The organism is Streptomyces sp. NPDC055013 (genome assembly GCF_053608645.1).
On the sequence record NZ_JBSGVW010000017.1, the window covers coordinates 37,256 to 56,161 of the forward strand.

An 18,906-nucleotide genomic window follows, 5' to 3' on the forward strand; every position below is an offset into this window, starting at 1 on the left:
TGGGGGCCCGTCGCTGCGGCTAGTGTCTGTCCACTGCCTACAAAAGCCCGGAGGAGTCATGGCGTTCGGCTGGATCGACGAGCAGGCGGAGCTGCGCCGCCGCGCCGGACTCGTGCGGACGCTGCGCCCCCGCCCCGCCGAATCGCCGCTCCTCGACCTCGCGAGCAACGACTACCTGGGCCTGGCCCGCCACCCCGAGGTCACCGAGGGCGCCGCGCGGGCCGCGCGGGCGTGGGGCGGCGGCGCGACCGGCTCCCGGCTCGTGACGGGCACGACCGAGCTGCACACCGAGCTGGAGCGCGAGCTGGCCGACTTCTGCGGCGTCGAGGCGGCCCTGGTCTTCTCGTCCGGCTACGCGGCCAACCTCGCCGCGGTCACCGCGCTGGCGCCGCACGGCTCGCTGATCGTCTCCGACGCGGGCAACCACGCCTCGCTGATCGACGGCTGCCGACTGGCGCGCGGCACGACACAGGTCGTGGCGCACTCCGATCCGGACGCGGTGCGCAAGACGCTCCAGACGCACGACGGGCCCGCCGTCGTCGTGTCCGACACCGTCTTCTCGGTCGACGGCGACGCGGCCCCGCTGGCCCGGTTCGCCGAAGCGTGCCGGGAGCACGGCGCCGGTCTGGTCGTCGACGACGCCCACGGCCTGGGTGTGCTCGGCGCCGGCGGCCGCGGCGCCCCGCACGCGGCGGGGCTCGCGGGCGCCGACGACGTCGTCGTCACGGTCACGCTGTCCAAGTCGCTCGGCAGCCAGGGCGGCGCCGTGCTCGGCCCCGCCCGGGTGATCGACCACCTGGTCAACGCGGCCCGGACCTTCATCTTCGACACCGGCCTCGCCCCCGCGGCGGCGGGCGCGGCCCTGGCGGCACTGAGACTGCTGCGCCGCGAGCCGGAGCGCGCGGCGCGGGCCCGCGAGGTGGCGAGCGAGCTGCACGCACGCCTGACCGCCGCGGGTCATCAAGCCGTACGGCCGGACGCGGCGGTCGTCTCCGTCCGCGCGCCGTCCCCGGAGGAGGCCGTGCGCTGGGCGGCCGAGTGCCGGGCGGCAGGCCTGGCCGTGGGCTGTTTCCGACCTCCTTCCGTCCCCGACGGCATCTCACGGCTGAGGCTGACCGCCCGCGCGGACCTCTCCGAGGGGCAGATCGAACGCGCTGTACGGGTCATCGGCGAGACACGGCCATGAGTCGGCGTGACACGGCCCTGCCGTCGCGCCCGGCGGAACCGACCGGAAATGATCGGAATCGGTCAGGCTGATCGGGAAACTGTCAGGACTGGAGCGCCGCCGTGAAGCCCGCCCAGCTCTCGGGGGAGAAGAGCAGTGCGGGTCCGGCCGGGTCCTTGGAGTCGCGCACGGCGAGCAGTCCGGTCCAGGGACCCGAGTGCGGCCGCGCCATCTCGACGCAATTGTTGGCTCCGGTGCTGTAGCTGCTGCGCAGCCATCGTGCACCATGCACTTCGGTGCTTGAACTCACCTTCCGAGGCAGGGCGGTCATGGTGCCTCCTTACGCGCCGCCAGCCAGTGCGGCGATGTAATCCATCGATTCCTCGGGCGAAAGGGCGTGGATCCGAAGGGCGTTGAAGGCCTCCGTGTAGGCCTGGAGGTCTTCTTTCCGTTCGAGGTAGAGGCTACTCGTCAAGTGGTCGAGAACAACCACATCCAGATCAGAAGTGCGCGAAAATGAGAAGATAACGAAAGGCCCGGTGATGCCGATATGCTCGCCGGCCGCGAACGGCAGGACCTGCAGCCGGACTTGCGGCAATCGCGCCGCCTCCACCAGCCGCCTCAACTGTTGTTCCATCACCTCGGGCCCGCCGATCTCCCGGTGCAGCACCGCCTCGTCGAGCACCGCGCTCAGCTCCAGCGGCGGCTCGGCGCGCAGCACGTCCTGCCTGGCCAGACGGACGGCGACCAGCGCGTCCAGACGGTCGTCGGCGTCGTCGTCGAGCCCGCCCACCGCGGCCCGGGTCACCGCACGGGCGTACTCCGGCGTCTGCAGCAGCCCGGGCACCACGGAGGTCTCCAGCGTGCGCATCGCGCTCGCCTGGGACTCCAGGCTGATGAAGTCGCGGTACGTCGGCGGCAGCACTCCGCGGTACGCGTGCCACCAGTGATCCCGGCCGCCGCCCTCGTCGGAGCCCGCCAACACCAGCAGCAACTGACGTAGTCGGGCATCCTGTACGCCGTAGACGTCGAGCAGTAACCGCACATCGGCCGGTTTCACCCCGCTGGCGCCCGTTTCGATCCGGCTCACCTTGGACTGGTGCCAGCCCACCAGCCGGGCCGCCTCACCACTGGTGAGTCCCGCCCCGGTGCGTAACGCACGCAGTTCCGCGCCCAGTTTCCGGCGGCGCACCGCGGGACCGTGCTGCATGGGCAACTCCTTACTCCAACCGAGCCGCCCAAATACGGTCTGCCGTCGCAGAGTTCACCGCTTCGAGCGACAGATATATGCATATCTTGGGGGATCGGCACCGTGACGGCCCTGGTAATGGCAGTCTGGCGACGAAGCACCAGTCCGGGACCGTACTCGAACCCTCCGCTCCGTGTCGGACTGCGGTCCCGTTGGGAAAGGGACGACATCGCCATGGCAGATCATTTGGAAGCATCCGTCACTCTGCCGAGCGATCCCGCCTCGGTCTCCGCGGCCCGGATCTTTGTGGTCACCACCCTCGCGGAGTGGGGACTGCCACCGGACACGGAAGTGGCCGACACCATCCGCCTGATCGTCTCCGAACTCACCACCAACGCCGTACAGCACACCCTCGGGCAGTCACCCACCTTCACGGTGGACCTCGTGCTCGACCGTGACGAACACCTGCGCATCGGGGTCACCGACAGCCACCCACGCTTCCCCAAGCGGCTGCCCGCCGCCGTCCAGCAGGACAACGGCCGTGGCCTGGTCATCATCCGCTGGCTGACCGCTGAATGCGGCGGCAAGCTGAGAGTGCGCCCGACCCGCGAAGGCGGCAAGACCATCTCCATCGAACTGCCGTGGACGGTGCCCGCCGAACCCGTGCCGACCGCCGGACCCCAGGAACCATAGCCGCGAGCCCGCCCCTCAGGTCTGCCTCGACCGGCCGAACGTGCCGCGCAGCAAGGCCCGGAAGGCGTCCGCGGCCGGAGCCGCCTCCTCGCTCCGGTGGGCGACCGAGATCGTACGGCGCAGTTGTCCGCCCTCCAGCGCGCGCACCCCCACCGGTGTGACCGACGTACGCGCCACCATCTCCGGGACGACCGCGACCCCGAGTCCCGCACTGGCCAGCGCGCACACCAGGAGATACCCCGGCGTCGGCACCAGGACCGAGGGCAGGGCGCCTGCCCGGGCCAGCACCGCCTCCACGCCACGCCGGGCCGGAGCGTCCGGCGCCATGCTGATCAGCGGCTGCCCGGCGAGCTCGGCCAGCGGCAGCCGTGCGGTCCCGCTGGTGAGGGCGTGGCCCGGAGCGGACACCAGGACCAGCTCCTCGACGAGGATCGGTTCGACGCGGACCGAGGAAGCGAGCGGGATCGGGTCGCCCGGCTCATACGCGTGCGTCAGGGCCAGATCCACCTCACCGGTCGCCACGGCGGCGACGCCGGCCGACGGTTCGTAGTCGGCGACCGTCAGCTCCACGTCCGGATGGGCCCGCCGGAAGGCGCTGAGGGCGGGCGGCAGCAGATGGATGCCCGCGGTCTGGAAGGTGCCGAGCCGGAGCGTGCCGCCCGACAGGCCGGTCAGCCGGGCCAGCTCGTGCCGTGCCCGCTCCAGCTCGTCGAGCACCCGCCGGGCCCGCGCCACCAGCAGCTCGCCCGCTCCCGTCAGCCGCGCCCCGCGGTGGTGCCGTACCAGAAGGGCCGTGCCCGCCTCGCGCTCCAGCTTGGCCAGCTGCTGGGAGAGCGCGGGCGTGGTGTAGCCGAGCCGCTCGGCCGCCCGGGTGATCGAACCCGCCTCGGCGACCGCCACCAGGGCGGCGAGCCTGGTCGGGTCGTACATGCCGGGCTCCTCGTCCGCCGTATCCAGTCTGCCTTAACGAATGCTTTAGGGCAGCCCAGGATATTCGACATACCTGCTGAAGGCTGACGCGCGGCACGCTGGGTGCCATGGACGCTCAGCTCATCGCCTTCACCGGGGTCTCCGCAGGCCTCGTCGCCATGCCCGGCGCCGACTTCACCGTCGTCGTGCGCAACGCCCTCGTCTCCCGCCGGGCCGGCATCGCCTGCGCGTTCGGGATCGGGGCCGGGCTGCTGGTGCATGTGACGCTGGCGGTGCTGGGGGTCGCCGCGGTCCTGGCCGCCGTACCGGCGCTGTTCCGTGCGCTCCAAGTGGTCGGCGGGGTCTATGTGTTGTATCTGGGCGTCCAGACGCTGCGACAGCGGCGCAGTGAAGTGGCGGACACGCGCGAGGACTCCACCGGGCGACCGCTGCGGCAGGGCTTCGTCACCAACGCCCTCAATCCGAAGGCGTCCCTCACCTTCCTCAGCGTGCTGCCCCAGTTCGTGCCCGCGGGCGCTCCGGCCCTGCCCAGGACGCTGCTGCTCGCCCTGATCGTGCTCGCGATCGCGATGGTGTGGTTCCAGGTGGTCGCTCTGCTGGTGGACCGGCTCGGGCGGTGGCTGCGCCGGCCGCGCGCCTCCCGTGCTGTCACGACCGTCACCGGCGTCGCGCTGACGGCCTTCGGCGTGGGACTCCTCGCCGGGCCGCTGACGGCCGTCTGACGGCCTTTCCGGTGCCCCGAGGGCGATGACGGCGTGTCAGGCCGCCGCCATCGCCCCCGGGAGGGTCACTTGACCCGGCCGTACCAGACGCTCCTGGTCCAGATCTTCTGCAGCTTCACCACGTCCCCGCTCTTGGGGGAGTGCCAGATCTTTCCCTTCCCGGCGTAGATGCCGACGTGGTAGACGTACGACCCCGAGTGGAAGAACACCAGGTCTCCGGCCTTGCGGCTCTTGGCCGAGATGTGGCGGGTCTTGTTGTACTGCTGGGCCGCCGTACGGGGCAGTTTCTTGCCCGCCTTCTTGAACGAGTACAGCGTCAGCCCGGAGCAGTCGAAACGGGTCGGCCCCGTGGCGCCCCACTTGTACGGGGAGCCCTTCTTGGAGGCCGCGACCTGGAGTGCCTTCGTCGCCGGTGTGGCCGCCTCTGCCTCGGAGGTGAAGCCGGGCGCCACTATCGAGCCGCCCACTGCGGCGATGGTGAGAGCCGAGGCCGTGCCGGCCCGGGCCATGAGCGACGGGACACGATTGAGCGCAGTCATGCGCAACCCTTCGTCAGCCGCCTGTGAAGGATGACCTGTCGGATTCGGGCTGGCGAAGTTGCCCGGCCGCGTTGCCGCGGCTTCACCCCAAGGGCTGCTCGGATCGAACGAACGTCCGCTCCGGCGACCCGTCTTGCTCGGGTCCTCCACTCCTGCCGATCCACTCCTGTCGACCGGTCATCCGGGCGGCGGCAGGACTCGGCGTCCGCCCGGACCGCCCCGCCGCTGTGGCGGGGGCTTGTCGTCAGACAGGGATCTTGGCGCACGGATGAGCGAAATACCCAACGGAACCGGGGATTTGTGGTGTTAGTCACCACTCACCCGTTCGGGTGGGTACCCGCGTGTTCGAGAGGGTGTCCAGAGGGCGAAGGAGTCCCGGACCAGCGATGGAGCGCCTCGTTCCACCCTGGGCTCCTGCCCGTGGCGCAACCCTGACGGGCCCGCAAAAGGAGCCGCGGCTACGCCGATTGGGGGTACGCCGTTTGGTCCGTTTCAGCCTTGCTCCGGACGCCTCGTCAGTGGCATCGAGACGTCCGGGACCGGTCTGTACACGTCGTCAACTGTCGGAGCGCGGCGGCACCGTGACACGAGCCGTGCGGCGCTCCCCGTCCAGCACGCGCAGCGCACGCGCGAGCGTGGGGGCGTGCAGCTCCGTCTCGCCCCGCTGATGCATCAGCGCCAGCGCGTCCCGCAGCTCGGCCGCCTTGCGGACGAGCGCCTGGGCGGCACGCAGTCCGCGGTAGGTGTCGCCGTCCTGCGCCGGGTTGATCCGGCCGAGCAGGTCCACCACATCGAGATAACGGTCGATCAACTCGCCCTCCGCACGGGTCAGTGCGGGCAGGGGCGGCAGCTCGGGTGGCAGCACCGGCCGATCACCGCCCCGTGGGCGGCGCGAGGGTCGCCTTGCGGCTGGGGATGATCCGGTCCACCAGCCCGTACTCCAGTGCCTCCTGAGCGTTGAGGATCTTGTCCCGCTCGATGTCCTCGGTCACCTGCTCGCGGCTGCGCCCGGTGTGCCGGGCGAGCATCTCCTCCAGCCGGGCCCGAATCCGCGTCAGTTCGTCGGCCTGGATGGCCAGATCACTGGCCTGGCCCTCGATCGGCTCGGGCAGCCCCGGCTGATGGATCACCACCCGGGCCCCCGGCAGCGCGAACCGCTTCCCCGGGGTGCCCGCGGCGAGCAGCACCGCACCGGACGCGCCGGCCTGGCCCAGGCAGATCGTCTCCACGTCGCAGGTGACGTACTGCATCGTGTCGTAGATCGCCGACATGGAGCTGAACGAGCCGCCGGGCGAATTGATGTACAGCGAGATGTCCTGGTCGGGGTCCTTGTGCTCCAGGTACATGAACTGGGCCATCACGTCGTTCGCCGAGGTGTCGTCGATCTGCGTGCCGAGAAAGACGATCCGCTCCTCCAGCAGCTTCGAGTACGGATCCTGCGTCCTGAGGCCTGAACTCGTGCGCTCGGTGAACTCGGGCAGTACATAGCGGGCTGACGGTCGGGTCATGGCTCACGCTCCGTTGTCGAGGTGCCTGTAAAAAATGTACAGGACGTACATGACGTAATGTGGGGAGCATGGCCTACGAGATTCCGGTGACGCAAGCCAGGGCTGAGCTCGCCGACCTGATCAATCGCGTGGTGTACGGCGGTGAGCGCGTCGTCGTGACGCGCCACGGAAAGCCTCTTGTCGCCCTTGTCTCCGCCTCTGACCTCGAACGACTCGAGAAGCTCGGGGAGCCGGCGGAGCTCACCGAGGAGCAGGTGATCAGCGCGGTCTCCAGCGTCCGAGAGGTCGGATCCGCTCCCCGCGAACGACAGCGCTTCGGTATCGCCGCGGAGCATCGGGGTTCGAGCTCCTCGTAGGGCCGCCCTTCCGGACGCCGCCCCGGCTTCCGGGCGTCCGTCCGCCGCACCCCGGAACGACAGGACCGTGCACCCCCGTCCGCTACAGCGGGGGTGCACGGTCGGTTCGGTGTGGCCGGGCGGCGGCTCAGCCGACGGGGGCGAGCTCCCTCTCGGCCGACGGCTCGGGGCTCGGCTTACGGGACCGCAGGGCGCTCCCGAGCAGTACGGCGCCCAGTCCCAGCGCGGCCCACCAGGACAGCGTCATGGCGGGACCGATCGCCGCCGCGCCGTCGAAGAAGGACACCGAGCGCAGCAGGGTCGTGCCCGCCCCCGGCGGCAGCCACTGGCCGATGACGCCGGCCGGCTCGGGCAGCATCTGCGGCGCCGAGGCCGCTCCCGAGAAGGGGTTGCCGAGGAACATCACCAGGAACGACACGACGCCGATGCCCGCGTTGCCGATCAGCGCGGCGAGCCCCGCGACGGCCGCGCTCACGGCCAGCGTCGTCAGCGCGAACACCCCGGCCTCCGCCCACCAGTCGCCGGTGAGGATCCCCAGCCAGCTGTGCGCGAGCGCGGCCGCGACCATGCCGATCAGGGTGGCGGCGCCGGCCAGAGCGCTCACGGCCCGGATGCCGCGCAGCCCGAGCAGGGTCACCGCCGCGCCCGCCGCCATGCCGGCCAGGGCAAGTGGCAGGACGCTCGCGCCGAGGGCGGCGCCACGCGGGTCGTTCGCTGCTGTGGGGACGACGTCGACGGTCTTGACCTGGGTGCCCTCGGCGGCTGCCTGGTGCGTCACCGCCTGCTGCAGCAGCTGGGCGACGGCCGGGCTCGCGGCCGAGGCGGTCAGGAGCTCGGGGCCCTGCGGGGTCACGACGACCGCGCCGTATACGGCCCGGTCCTCGATCGCGTCCCGCGCGGCGGCCGCGTCGGCGTAGCGGTGGATCTCGAACGCGCCCTCGTGCCGGCCGAGTTGCTTCTCCACCTGGGCCGTGGCGGCGGCCGGTCCGGCCACCCCGAGCGGCAGGTCGCGGGGGGCGGTGCGGGCGGCGGGCCAGGCGAAGGCCCACAGGGCGAGGGCGGCGAGGAGGGGGACGAGGACGACGACCGCGATCATGCGCCTGGGTGTGGCGGCCCTCGGTGGCGTAGCGGACGAGGTGGGCATGGGGACTCCCGGCTAAAAAGAAGGATCGTTCGTTTTTGCTGACGTCCCCACCGTCCTGCTGATGCCGCTCCTTGTCAAGAAGGAATGTTCGTTTTACTTTGTGACCATGGCCCGCGTATCCCAGGAACACCTCGACGCCCGCCGCCGGCAGATCCTCGACGGCGCCGCGATCTGCTTCGCCCGCAACGGCTTCCACGCCACCTCCATGCAGGACGTGCTGAAGGAGGTCGACCTCTCGGCGGGGGCGGTCTACCGCTACTTCAGCGGCAAGGAGGCCCTGATCGGCGCGATCGTCGCCGAAGTGCTCGGATCGGTCCGCGGGGCCTTCGAGGAGGCGGCGCGGCAGAGCCCGCCCCCGCCGCCGGACGAACTGGTCGCCTCGGTCCTCGGCAGGACCCTCGCCGCCCGCGAGTCCCTGGTCGTCGACGGCAGGCCCGCGTTTCCGCGGCTGGTCATCCAGGTGTGGACGGAGACACTGCGCAACGAGGAGCTGGCGGCGATCCTGCGGGAGGGCTACGGCTCGGTGCGCACGGCCTGGGCTCGGATCGTCGAGGGCTACCAGGAGGCGGGGATGATGCCGGCCGACGCGGCGCCGGACCATGTGGCCCGCACGATGATCGCCGCGGTCCTGGGATTCATCGCCCAGCAGTCCCTCTTCGGGCCCGCCCCGGTCGAGGTGCTCAGGGACGGGCTGCGGGCGCTGATGAGCATGCGGGACGAGCGGGGAACGGCCGGTGGACCACAGCTTGGTTAACGTGCCCGAAACTCGGTCCAACTAGCCTGCCGATCCACGCCACCTGGCACTTTGCCCCGTGGCGGCTGCGGCAACCGGACCCCGCACGGTCCGGAGCGAGGACTGTGAGGTGGGACGTGCAACTGACCCCGCACGAGCAAGAGCGGCTGCTCATCCACGTGGCGGCCGACGTCGCCGAGAAGCGCCGGAACCGCGGGCTGAAGCTCAACCACCCCGAGGCGGTCGCCCTCATCACGTCGCACATCCTCGAGGGCGCCCGCGACGGCCGTACGGTCGCCGAGCTCATGTCCTCCGGACGCAAGCTGCTCACGCGGGACGACGTCATGGAGGGCATCCCCGAGATGATCCACGACGTCCAGGTCGAGGCGACCTTCCCGGACGGCACCAAGCTCGTCACCGTCCATGACCCGATCGTGTGAAGGGGCTTCGATGATCCCCGGAGAGATCCTGTTCGCCGACGGCCCGATCGCATACAACGAGGGCCGTGAGGTCATCCGGCTGACCGTCCTCAACGCCGCCGACCGGCCGGTCCAGGTCGGCTCCCACTACCACTTCGCCGAGGCCAACCCCGGACTGGACTTCGACCGCGCCGCCGCCCGCGGCAAGCGGCTCAACGTCGCCGCAGGCACCGCCGTGCGCTTCGAGCCCGGCATCCCCGTCGACGTCGAACTCGTCCCGCTCACCGGCGCCCGTGTGGTGCCCGGCCTGCGCGGGGAGACCGGAGGTGCCCTCGATGCCTGAGATCTCCCGTGCCGCGTACGCCGACCTGTTCGGCCCGACCACCGGTGACCGCGTCCGGCTCGCCGACACCGATCTGCTGGTCGAGATCGAGGAGGACCGCTCCGGCGGTCCCGGACTCGCCGGTGACGAGGCGGTGTTCGGCGGCGGCAAGGTCATCCGCGAGTCCATGGGCCAGTCGCGGGCCACGCGCGCGGAGGGCACCCCGGACACGGTCATCACCGGCGTCGTGATCATCGACCATTGGGGCATCGTCAAGGCCGACGTCGGCATCCGCGACGGCCGGATCACCGGCATCGGCAAGGCGGGCAACCCCGACACGATGGACGGGGTGCACCCGGACCTCGTCATCGGCCCCGAGACCGAGATCATCGCGGGCAACGGGCGGATCCTGACGGCCGGCGCCATCGATGCGCACGTCCACTTCATCTGCCCGCAGATCGCCGACGAGGCGCTCGCGTCGGGGATCACGACCCTGGTGGGCGGCGGCACCGGGCCGGCCGAGGGTTCGAAGGCGACCACCGTGACGCCCGGCCCCTGGCATCTGGCCCGGATGCTGGAGGCGATGGAGGGCCACCCCGTCAACTTCGGCCTGCTGGGCAAGGGCAACACCGTCTCCCACGAGGCGATGCTGTCCCAGATCCGCGGCGGCGCGCTCGGCCTCAAACTCCACGAGGACTGGGGCACCACCCCGGCCGTCATCGACGCCTCGCTGACCGTCGCCGACCGGACCGGCATCCAGGTCGCCATCCACACGGACACGTTGAACGAGGCCGGCTTCGTCGGTGACACGCTTGCCGCCATCGCCGGCCGGGGCATCCACGCGTACCACACCGAGGGCGCGGGCGGCGGGCACGCGCCGGACATCATGACCGTCGTATCCGAACCGCACGTGCTGCCGAGCTCGACGAACCCGACGCGCCCGTTCACCGTCAACACCGCCGAGGAACACCTCGACATGCTGATGGTGTGCCATCACCTCAACCCGGCGGTGCCGGAGGACCTCGCCTTCGCCGAGTCGCGGATCCGGCCGTCGACCATCGGGGCGGAGGACATACTGCACGACCTCGGCGCGATCTCGATCATCTCCTCCGACTCGCAGGCCATGGGGAGGGTGGGCGAGGTCGTCATGCGGACCTGGCAGACCGCCCATGTGATGAAGCGGCGGCGGGGCGCGCTGCCGGGCGACGGGCGGGCCGACAACCGGCGGGTGAGGCGGTACGTGGCCAAGTACACGATCAACCCCGCGCTCGCGCAGGGCCTCGGCAGTGAGATCGGCTCCGTGGAGAGCGGCAAGCTCGCCGACCTGGTGCTGTGGGAGCCGGCGTTCTTCGGGGTCAAGCCCCAACTCGTCATCAAGGGCGGGCAGATCGCGTACGCGCAGATGGGCGACGCCAACGCCTCCATCCCGACGCCGCAGCCGATCCTGCCCCGCCCGATGTTCGGCGCGATCGGCCGGGCGCCGGCGGCGAACTCGGTCAACTTCGTCGCCCCGCTCGCGATCGAGGACGGGCTGCCGGAGCGGCTTCAGCTCGGGAAGCGGTTCGTGGCCATCGAGTCGACGCGTGGCGTCACCAAGGCCGACATGCGGGAGAACGACGCCCGGCCCGACGTGCGGGTCGATCCCGACAGCTTCGCCGTGCACATCGACGGGGAGCTGGTGGAGGCCACGGCGGCCACCGAACTGCCCATGGCTCAGCGGTACTTCCTGTTCTGAGGGTTGGGTGGCTGTTCTGATGTCACGAGCTGCACTCCTCGTCCTTGCCGACGGCCGCTTTCCCGCCGGGGGCCACGCGCACTCCGGCGGGGCCGAGGCAGCCGTCAAGGCGGGGCGGATCACCGGGGCCGCGAGCCTGGAGGACTTCTGCCGGGGGCGGTTGCACACGGCGGGCCTGGTCGCGGGCTCGCTCGCCGCGGCGGCTGCGCTCGGGGGTGATGCGGTCGCCCTCGACGCGGCGGCCGACGCGCGTACGCCTTCGCCCGCCTTGCGGCTCGCCGCGCGGAAGCTGGGGCGGCAGTTGATGCGGGCCGCTCGGGCCACTTGGCCGTCCGAGGAGCTGGACGAGCTGGCCCGGCGGTTTCCCAAAGGGGCTCATCAGCCGGTCGTGCTGGGGGTCGCGGCTCGGGCCGCGGGGTTGGGGGCCGTGGAGGCGGCTTACTGCGCGGCTTACGAGTGTGTGAGCGGGCCGGCGAGTGCGACGGTGCGGTTGCTGAGTCTTGATCCCTTTGACGCCACGGGGGTGCTGGCTCGGTTGGCGCCTGAGGTGGACCGGGTGGTGGATCGGGCGGTCGAGGCGGGGCGGTGTGCTGTCGGTGACGGGGTCGATGCGTTGCCTGCCGCTTCTGCTCCGCTGTTGGAGGTGGGGGCGGAGGTGCATGCGGCTTGGGGCGTGCGGTTGTTTGCGTCGTGAGTGTTTTTCGCCCCCGCCGCCCCTACCCGTCCCGTACCTGGGGGCTGCCGCCCCCAGACCCCCGCTTCGGCCTGAACGGCCTCGTCCTCAAACGCCGGACGGGCTGAATATCCCTCGCATCAGAAGGAGTCGCTCATGCATCTCGACCACTCCCACCACGGCCCCTCCGCCGTCAGTGCCGATGCCCACCGCCCCGACGGGTCGCGGCGTGCCCTGCGGATCGGGCTCGGTGGGCCCGTGGGGTCCGGTAAGACGGCCACGGTCGCCGCGCTCTGCCGTGCACTGCGGGACGAGCTGTCCCTGGCCGTCGTCACGAACGACATCTACACGCGCGAGGATGCCGAGTTCCTGTTGCGGGAGGCCGTGTTGCCGCCCGAGCGGATCACGGCCGTGGAGACGGGGGCATGTCCGCACACCGCGATCCGGGACGACATCTCCGCGAACCTCGAGGCCGTCGAGGACCTGGAGGACGCGGTCGGGCCGCTTCAGCTCATCCTCGTGGAGTCCGGTGGGGACAACCTCACCGCCACCTTCTCCAGGGGGCTCGTCGACGCCCAGATCTTCGTGATCGATGTCGCCGGTGGGGACGACATTCCGCGCAAGGGCGGTCCGGGGGTGACGACCGCCGATCTGCTCGTCGTCAACAAGACCGACCTCGCACCGTACGTCGGCTCCGATCTGGCACGGATGGCGGCCGACGCCAAGGCGCAGCGAGCCGAACTGCCGGTCGTGTTCCAGTCGCTGAGGAACGAGCCCGGAGTCAGGGACGTCGCCGACTGGGTGCGGGCTCAGCTCGTGGCGTGGACGGCGTGACCGCCACCGCCGGTGGGGTGCGGGCCCGTGCGCGGATCGTCGCCCGGGACGACGGGCGAGGCGGCACCTCACTGCCCGTGCTCGACGGTGACGGGCCACTGGCGCTCAGGCGGACGCGGGGGAGCGGCGCCGAGGCGCGGGTGGCGCTCGTCGGGGCGATGAGCGGGCCGCTCGGTGGTGACCAGTTCGCCATCGAGGCCGACGTGGAGGCCGGCGCCCGGCTGCGCGTCCAGTCGGCAGCGGCCACCATCGCGCTGCCGGGACAGAGCAAGGGCGAGGCGCGTTACGACGTACGGCTGTCCGTCGCCGACGGGGGTGAACTGCACTGGCTGCCCGAACAGTTGATCTCCGCCCGGGGCAGTGATCTGCGGGTGACCACCCGCGTCGATGTCGGTGCGACCGGGCGGCTCGTCCTGCGTGAGGAGCAGGTGCTCGGGCGGGTGGGAGAGGAGCCCGGGCGGCTCGGGAGCCGGATCCGGGTGGATGTCGCCGGGCGGGTCGTCCTTGATCAGGAGCTGGCCTGCGGACCCGGTGCGCCGGGTGGCTGGGACGGGCCCGCAGGGCTCGGCGGGTTTCGGGCGATCGGGCAACTCGTCGTCGTACGGCCCGAGTTCGCGGACGCTCCGGTGCCGACTCGGGTGCTGGGGGAGAACGCCGCCGTCATGCCCCTCGCCGGGCCCGCCGCCCTGGTGAGTGCCGTGGCGGCGGACGCGTTGCGGCTGCGCAGGCTGCTCGACGAGGCGCTCGACGCCCTCGGCTGAGTCCCCCGGGGCGTGTCAACTTATGGGCAGCCGCGGCAGCTTGCGTTCCTTCGCCGCCTTGGCCTGGGCCTTGGCTGCGGCTTCCTGCTCCGCCTTGGCGACGGCCGCGTACTGGTCGACGTACTCCTGCTCGGACAGCGCCAGGATCGCGTACATGATCTCGTCGGTCACGGCGCGCAGGATCGCCTTCTCGTTCTCCATGCCCTCGTAGCGGGAGAAGTCGAGGGGCTCACCGAAGCGGATCTTCACGGGGTGGACGTTCGGGATGACCTTGCCGGGCGGCTGCGCCTCGAAGGTGCCGATCATCGCGCAGGGGATGACCGGGACGCGCGCCTTGAGCGCCATCACCGCGACCCCGACCTTGCCCTTGTAGAGCCGGCCGTCGTGCGAGCGGGTGCCCTCCGGGTAGATGCCGAGGAGTTCGTCCTTGCTCAGGACCCCGAGTCCCTCGCGGATCGCGGCCTGGCCCGCCTCCTTGCCGGTGCGGTCGACCGGGATCTGGCCGGCGCTGCGGAAGAAGGCCGCGGTCAGCCGGCCCTTGATGCCGGGGCCCGTGAAGTACTCCTTCTTCGCGAGGAAGGTGATGCGCCGCTTGAGTATCGCCGGCATCAGGAAGTGGTCGGAGAACGACAGGTGGTTGCCCGCGACGATGGCCGCACCCGTGGCCGGTACGTGCTCGAGGCCCTCTATTCGGGGCCGGAAGACCAGTCTCAGCAGAGGTCCCAACAACACGTATTTCAGTACGTAGTAGAACAAGGGGGCGCTCCTCACTCCGGCGGATCAGCTTGGGCCGCCGCGTTCTGGCAGGTCAACCAGCGTGCCGTGGGGCTGCCAGTGTAGGCGCAGGGGTGACAGGCCGGAACCGGGCCGGGACGGGCGGATGCCGACCGACAGAGACCGTTCTGAGTGGATGTCAGGTAGTGGGTGTGCGGCTTTTGCGGATGGGGAGGACCGCCGGACCAGCCTGGTGTCCGGGGTCGTTGTGCGGCAACTCGATGGCGGGGTTTGGCGTGATCACGATTGCTGCGTGGCAGGTGGGCCGCCCTTGCGGGGAGTCCTCGGGTCTGCTCGTCCATCACAGCCGCACGATGATCAGCGCCGTGTCGTCCGTCGCCCCGCCGGGCGGCAGGAGCTGCAGCAGGACGGCGTCGGCGAGGGCCTCGGGGTCGAAGGTGCGATGTCGCACGAGCGCGTCGGCGAGACGGGCCAGGCCCGTGTCGATGTCCTCGCGGCGGCGCTCGACCAGGCCGTCGGTGTACAGCGCGAGCGTGGCGCCGTCGGAGTAGGTGGTGGCGGCCTGCGGTCTCGGCCTCGGGTCGGGGCGGGCGTCCAGGGGCGGATCCGTGGCCAGATCCAGGAACTCCACCCGGCCGTCGGCGTGCACCAGCACCGGCGGCGGATGGCCGGCGCTGCTGTAGGTGATGGTGCGGGCGTCGAAGTCGATGAACGTCGCGACCGCGGTGGCCGACTCGGCGCCGTCGACGACATGGGCGTACCGTCCCAGCACGTCGAGCGCCTGCGCCGGGCCGTCCGCGACCCTGGAGGTGGCGCTGAGCGCGCTGCGCAGCTGGCCCATCACGCCGGCCGCTTCGAGGCCGTGGCCGACCACGTCGCCCACGGAGACGCCGATGCGGTTGCCGCCCACCAGGTCGATCAGGTCGTACCAGTCGCCGCACACGTTCAGCGCGCCGACCGCGGGCCGGTAGCGCACTGCGGCCCGGTGGTTGCCCACCTGCCGGCGCGCGGGCAGCATCGCCTCCTGTAGGGCCAGCGCCACCTCCCGTTCACGGGCGTGGGACTGCCGCAGCCGTTCGTTGAGCTCCTGCAGCTCCCGGGCGCGGGTGTACAGCTCGGCCTCCAGGACTCTCACACGACTGTCACCGCTGGTGCCGCCACCGCGCAGGCGGATGAGTTCGGTGACCTCCTCGACCCGGTGTGCGACGAATGCCACCTGCCCGTCGGGGTCGAACACGGGCGCGTTGATCGGGCTCCAGTAGCGCTCCTCCCAGTGGCCGGGCAGGGAGGCGTCCTCGACGTCGTAGCGCTGCAGCGCCATCGTGTCGCGCTCACCGGTGGCCACCACGCGCAGCATCGACGCCCGGACGTCACGCATGCCGGTGGCGGCGGGGTCGTTGGGGTTGTCGGGGAAGACGTCGAAGATGTACCGGCCCACGAGCTCCGCGCGGCTGCGCCCGGACAGGCGCTGGAAGTCCTCGTTGGCGTCGGCGTAGACCAACTCCGGGGTCAGCAGGGCCACCATTCCGGGCAGGCCCTGGAACACCGCCTCGTAGTCGATCGCCTTCTCGTTCATGGCTCCCGCCTCACCACCGGGATCACACCAGTTTCCCATGCTGCGTGTTGTATGTACCGATGTACTACATCTGTCGAGATTCGTCAGTTCAGGGCGACGGATCCGTCAATGACTGCTCGGCCCAGATGATCTTCCCGTCGGGGACGAAGCGGGTGCCCCAGCGCTGGGTGACCTGGGAGACCAGCAGCAGCCCGCGGCCGCCCTCGTCGGTGGTGCGCGGATGGCGCAGATGCGGGGCCGTGGCGCCGCCGTCGAAGACCTCGCAGACCAGTGCGCGCTCCTTGATCAGACGCAGTCGGATGGGGCCGTCCGAGTACCGGATCGCGTTGGTGACCAGCTCGCTGACGACCAGTTCCGTCGTGAAGATCAGTTCCTCCAGGCCCCAGTCCGCCAGCATGCGCGAGGCCGTCTTGCGGGCGTCGGCGACGGCGGCGGGGTCGGAGGGCAGGTCCCAGTCGGCGACCTGCTCGGAGCCCAGGAGCCGGGTACGGGCCATCAGCAGGGCCACGTCGTCGTGCGGGCGGTCCGGGGTCAGGGCGTCGACCACGGTCCGGCAGTGCAGCTCGATCGAGGTCGCGCGCTGCTCCAGGGCCTGCCGCAGCCGGTCCCGGTCGGTGTCCAGGGCCCAGTCGTCCCCGCGCGCCAGCAGTCCGTCGGTGTGCAACGCGAGCGTGCTGCCCTCCGCCAGCGCCAGCTCGACCGACTCGAAGGGGAGACCGCCCACGCCGAGCGGAGGGCCCTGCGGAAGGTCGACGAAGGCCACGGAGCCGTCGGGCATGACGACGGCGGGCGCCGGATGGCCCGCGGCGGCCATGGTGCACTGCCCGTCGACCGGGTCGTAGACGACGTACACGCACCCGGACCCCACGGACTGGGCGACGGCGGCCTCCTCCTCGCCCACCTGGACGCCCTCCTCGCGAGCCGACCTCGCGACCAGGTCGTCGAGATGGGCCAGCACCTCCTCGGGAGGCAGATCCAGCAGGGCGAGGGTGCGTACGGCGGTCCGCAGCCGCCCCATCGCCGCGGCGGCGTCGATGCCGTGGCCCGGCACCTCGCCCACCACCAGGGCGACGCGGGCGCCCGACAGTGGGATGACGTCGTACCAGTCGCCGCCGAGGCCGGTCAGCTCGTCGGCCGGCCGGTAGCAGGCGGACACCTCCAGTGCGGCCTGCTCGGGCAGGACGTGCGGCAGCAGGCTGCGCTGCAGGACCAGCGCCGCGTCGCGTTCGCGGGTGTAGCGCCGGGCGTTGTCGACACAGACGGCCGCCCGTGAGACGAGGTCCTCGGCCAGGTTCAGGTCGTCCTTTTCGAAGGCCTCCTGGCGGTGGCGCCGGAAGAAGGAGGTGACGCCCAGGGTGACGCCCCGCGCGCGGATCGGCACGATCATCACGCTGTGCAGGCCCAGTTCGAGAAAGATGGCGGCCTCTCCACCGCGCGCGTGCTCGGCCCATGCCTCGCCGAGCGGATCGAGTCTCTCCTCGCGCCAGGACTCGGCCGTCCTGAGGGAGCGGATGGGAGGTGAGCCCGCCGGGTAGACGACCAGGTCGCCGATCCCCACGACGGCCTCCGGCACCCGCTCGGCCGAACGATGTCCCGCCCGGCGCAGCGTCACCGGCTCCGTGTCGCCGAACGGCCCGGCTGCGGGCTCGCCGCCCCGCAGCACCGACTCCAGCAGGTCCACGGTGACGAGGTCGGCCAGTCCCGGTACGGCCACGTCCGCCAGCTCCTGGGCGGTGCGGTTGACGTCCAGGGTCCGGCCGATGCGCTCACCGGCCCGGTCCAGCAGCGCCAGCCGCTGGCGGGCCCGGTGCCGGTCGGAGATGTCCTCCACGGTGTAGTACACGCCCATGGGGTGGCCGTGGCCGTCGTCGAGCCGGGTGAACGACATCATGTGCGCGGTCTCGCGCAGCGGCTGGGAGCGGGCGTGGCCCACGTGTTCGTAGCCGACGATCGGTTCGCCGGTCGTCAGCGCACGGCGCATCTGCGCCTCGATGGACTCGGAGTCCAGTCCGGGCTGTATGTCGGCGAGCCGCAGGCCGAGCCGACGGCTGGGCGGGCCGCCCCCGTACCGGGCGAGGGCGTCGTTCGACCAGACGAAGCGCAGATCCGTGTCGACGATCGCTATCCCGACGGGGGAGCGGGCGACCATCTGCTCCAGCACGGCCCGGCTCATGTCCCAGCCGGGTGCCTCGTCCAGCTCCGACAGGAGGGCGAGCCACCGCGAGGAGCCCTCGGTGTCGAGGGCCGCGGTGATCCGCACCATGATCCCGGCGGTCCGCCCATCCCCGCGCAGGCCGGTCAGCAGCCCCACCCACCCGCCGTCCGCGCGGCACCGCTCCATCACCTCCGGGGCCCGCGCCGCGTCCTCGGCGCTCAGCAGCTCGGCGACGTTGTGCCCCACCGCCTCGTCGGCCCCGTACGCCAGCAGCCGCTCGGCCTCTCTGGTCCACCCCGTCACCCGACCCTGCGCATCGAGCAGCACAGGCGCGGCGTCCGCCACGTCGAACCACTGCCGGGCAGCGCCCCGCTCCTCGTGTGTGCCCACGGCCGACCTCTCTGTCGCTTAGAGCGGTCTACCACCTCTTGTCCCCATCTTCACCCTTCCGGTGGGCGTTGCCTCTTTGCGGGGGCCGGGAGGGGGCGAGGAGGAGCCGGTTGGCGGGGGCCGCGGCCCGTGTTGGGTGCGGTTGCGCGGCGGGGACCTTGGCGGGGGACTCCCGGTGGTCCGACCGGGACGCTGACGGTCCGGCCCCCGTGTGGGGAACCGGGCTGTCGGGCCGGGCTGAGCTGTTTCAGTAGCCTCTCCAGCGGTTTGCGGGGCCGGGTGGGGTGGGGTGGAGCTGGTTGGCGGGGGCTGCGGCCGGTGCCGGTG

At 71.5% G+C, this 18,906-nt stretch carries 21 protein-coding genes and 1 riboswitch; of the genes, 11 read left to right on the forward strand and 10 right to left on the reverse strand.

The annotated features are described in order from the left end of the window. Positions 1 to 58 precede the first annotated feature (58 nt). Positions 59 to 1,186 carry an 8-amino-7-oxononanoate synthase gene (locus tag ACWGDB_RS22105; protein ID WP_453823962.1) on the forward strand — a complete coding sequence of 376 codons (1,128 nt, stop codon included), beginning with the start codon at positions 59 to 61 and terminating at the stop codon, positions 1,184 to 1,186. An 82-nt stretch (positions 1,187 to 1,268) separates the two neighbouring features. Here ACWGDB_RS22105 and ACWGDB_RS22110 read toward each other — a convergent pair whose 3' ends face one another. Both ACWGDB_RS22110 and ACWGDB_RS22115 read right to left on the reverse strand, forming a co-directional pair. Continuing rightward, a complete protein-coding gene (locus ACWGDB_RS22110; protein WP_453823963.1) occupies positions 1,269 to 1,496 on the reverse strand; it encodes a DUF397 domain-containing protein in 228 nt (75 codons plus the stop codon). A 9-nt stretch (positions 1,497 to 1,505) separates the two neighbouring features. After that, positions 1,506 to 2,375, reverse strand: coding sequence for a helix-turn-helix domain-containing protein (locus ACWGDB_RS22115; protein WP_453823964.1), 870 nt, complete (start codon positions 2,373 to 2,375; stop codon positions 1,506 to 1,508). A 213-nt stretch (positions 2,376 to 2,588) separates the two neighbouring features. On the opposite strand from ACWGDB_RS22115, the gene ACWGDB_RS22120 reads away from it, so the two are divergent. Then, complete coding sequence (locus ACWGDB_RS22120; RefSeq protein WP_453823965.1) at positions 2,589 to 3,047, forward strand: ATP-binding protein; 459 nt, start codon at positions 2,589 to 2,591, stop codon at positions 3,045 to 3,047. Between the two features lie 15 nt (positions 3,048 to 3,062). Here the strand turns inward: ACWGDB_RS22120 and ACWGDB_RS22125 are convergent, their stop codons facing one another. Then, the gene (locus ACWGDB_RS22125; RefSeq protein ID WP_383599334.1) at positions 3,063 to 3,977 is read right to left on the reverse strand and encodes a LysR family transcriptional regulator; all 915 of its coding nucleotides are present in this window, start codon (positions 3,975 to 3,977) and stop codon (positions 3,063 to 3,065) included. Positions 3,978 to 4,084: 107 nt separating this feature from the next. Between ACWGDB_RS22125 and ACWGDB_RS22130 the strand changes: the two genes are divergently transcribed. Further along, positions 4,085 to 4,699 (forward strand): LysE family translocator, encoded by a 615-nt coding sequence (locus tag ACWGDB_RS22130; RefSeq protein WP_453823966.1) that lies wholly within the window; start codon positions 4,085 to 4,087, stop codon positions 4,697 to 4,699. Positions 4,700 to 4,764: 65 nt separating this feature from the next. Here ACWGDB_RS22130 and ACWGDB_RS22135 read toward each other — a convergent pair whose 3' ends face one another. The 3 genes from ACWGDB_RS22135 to ACWGDB_RS22145 all read right to left on the reverse strand — a co-directional run bounded on the left by ACWGDB_RS22135 (position 4,765) and on the right by ACWGDB_RS22145 (position 6,746). Next, a complete protein-coding gene (locus ACWGDB_RS22135) occupies positions 4,765 to 5,238 on the reverse strand; it encodes a C40 family peptidase (RefSeq protein WP_383599328.1) in 474 nt (157 codons plus the stop codon). A 3-nt stretch (positions 5,239 to 5,241) separates the two neighbouring features. Continuing rightward, positions 5,242 to 5,374, reverse strand: a riboswitch (cyclic di-AMP (ydaO/yuaA leader). Positions 5,375 to 5,794: 420 nt separating this feature from the next. After that, a complete protein-coding gene (locus ACWGDB_RS22140) occupies positions 5,795 to 6,103 on the reverse strand; it encodes a hypothetical protein (protein ID WP_369269637.1) in 309 nt (102 codons plus the stop codon). Between the two features lie 7 nt (positions 6,104 to 6,110). Then, positions 6,111 to 6,746 carry an ATP-dependent Clp protease proteolytic subunit gene (locus tag ACWGDB_RS22145; protein ID WP_453823967.1) on the reverse strand — a complete coding sequence of 212 codons (636 nt, stop codon included), beginning with the start codon at positions 6,744 to 6,746 and terminating at the stop codon, positions 6,111 to 6,113. Positions 6,747 to 6,814: 68 nt separating this feature from the next. On the opposite strand from ACWGDB_RS22145, the gene ACWGDB_RS22150 reads away from it, so the two are divergent. Beyond that, entirely contained in the window at positions 6,815 to 7,102 is a 288-nt protein-coding gene (locus ACWGDB_RS22150) for a type II toxin-antitoxin system Phd/YefM family antitoxin (protein WP_453823968.1), read from the forward strand. 127 nt (positions 7,103 to 7,229) lie between these two features. On the opposite strand, the gene ACWGDB_RS22155 is transcribed toward ACWGDB_RS22150, so the two are convergent. Then, the gene (locus ACWGDB_RS22155) at positions 7,230 to 8,246 is read right to left on the reverse strand and encodes an ABC transporter permease (RefSeq protein ID WP_453823969.1); all 1,017 of its coding nucleotides are present in this window, start codon (positions 8,244 to 8,246) and stop codon (positions 7,230 to 7,232) included. 106 nt (positions 8,247 to 8,352) lie between these two features. On the opposite strand from ACWGDB_RS22155, the gene ACWGDB_RS22160 reads away from it, so the two are divergent. The 7 genes from ACWGDB_RS22160 to ACWGDB_RS22190 all read left to right on the forward strand — a co-directional run bounded on the left by ACWGDB_RS22160 (position 8,353) and on the right by ACWGDB_RS22190 (position 13,723). Continuing rightward, entirely contained in the window at positions 8,353 to 9,000 is a 648-nt protein-coding gene (locus tag ACWGDB_RS22160; RefSeq protein ID WP_453823970.1) for a TetR/AcrR family transcriptional regulator, read from the forward strand. Positions 9,001 to 9,116: 116 nt separating this feature from the next. Next, positions 9,117 to 9,419 (forward strand): urease subunit gamma, encoded by a 303-nt coding sequence (locus ACWGDB_RS22165; RefSeq protein ID WP_453823971.1) that lies wholly within the window; start codon positions 9,117 to 9,119, stop codon positions 9,417 to 9,419. A gap of 10 nt (positions 9,420 to 9,429) precedes the next feature. Further along, positions 9,430 to 9,741, forward strand: coding sequence for an urease subunit beta (locus ACWGDB_RS22170; RefSeq protein WP_453823972.1), 312 nt, complete (start codon positions 9,430 to 9,432; stop codon positions 9,739 to 9,741). Continuing rightward, the gene (locus tag ACWGDB_RS22175) at positions 9,734 to 11,455 is read left to right on the forward strand and encodes an urease subunit alpha (protein WP_453823973.1); all 1,722 of its coding nucleotides are present in this window, start codon (positions 9,734 to 9,736) and stop codon (positions 11,453 to 11,455) included. Before ACWGDB_RS22170 ends, ACWGDB_RS22175 begins: the two co-directional genes overlap by 8 nt. 19 nt (positions 11,456 to 11,474) lie before the next feature. Next, positions 11,475 to 12,149 (forward strand): urease accessory protein UreF, encoded by a 675-nt coding sequence (locus ACWGDB_RS22180; protein ID WP_453823974.1) that lies wholly within the window; start codon positions 11,475 to 11,477, stop codon positions 12,147 to 12,149. Between the two features lie 135 nt (positions 12,150 to 12,284). Continuing rightward, positions 12,285 to 12,962: an urease accessory protein UreG gene (ureG, locus tag ACWGDB_RS22185; protein ID WP_453823975.1), complete on the forward strand. Its 678-nt coding sequence runs from the start codon at positions 12,285 to 12,287 to the stop codon at positions 12,960 to 12,962. Beyond that, the gene (locus ACWGDB_RS22190; RefSeq protein ID WP_453823976.1) at positions 12,950 to 13,723 is read left to right on the forward strand and encodes an urease accessory protein UreD; all 774 of its coding nucleotides are present in this window, start codon (positions 12,950 to 12,952) and stop codon (positions 13,721 to 13,723) included. The genes ureG and ACWGDB_RS22190 overlap by 13 nt, the downstream gene beginning before the upstream one ends. 15 nt (positions 13,724 to 13,738) lie before the next feature. On the opposite strand, the gene ACWGDB_RS22195 is transcribed toward ACWGDB_RS22190, so the two are convergent. From ACWGDB_RS22195 to ACWGDB_RS22205, 3 genes are all read right to left on the reverse strand, one after another. Beyond that, the gene (locus tag ACWGDB_RS22195; protein ID WP_453823977.1) at positions 13,739 to 14,479 is read right to left on the reverse strand and encodes a lysophospholipid acyltransferase family protein; all 741 of its coding nucleotides are present in this window, start codon (positions 14,477 to 14,479) and stop codon (positions 13,739 to 13,741) included. 319 nt (positions 14,480 to 14,798) lie between these two features. After that, positions 14,799 to 16,034, reverse strand: a complete 1,236-nt coding sequence (locus ACWGDB_RS22200) for a PP2C family protein-serine/threonine phosphatase (RefSeq protein ID WP_453823978.1) — start codon at positions 16,032 to 16,034, stop codon at positions 14,799 to 14,801. A gap of 88 nt (positions 16,035 to 16,122) precedes the next feature. After that, on the reverse strand, positions 16,123 to 18,579 hold the full coding sequence (locus ACWGDB_RS22205) for a SpoIIE family protein phosphatase (RefSeq protein WP_453823979.1): 2,457 nt from the start codon (positions 18,577 to 18,579) through the stop codon (positions 16,123 to 16,125). Positions 18,580 to 18,906 lie beyond the last annotated feature (327 nt).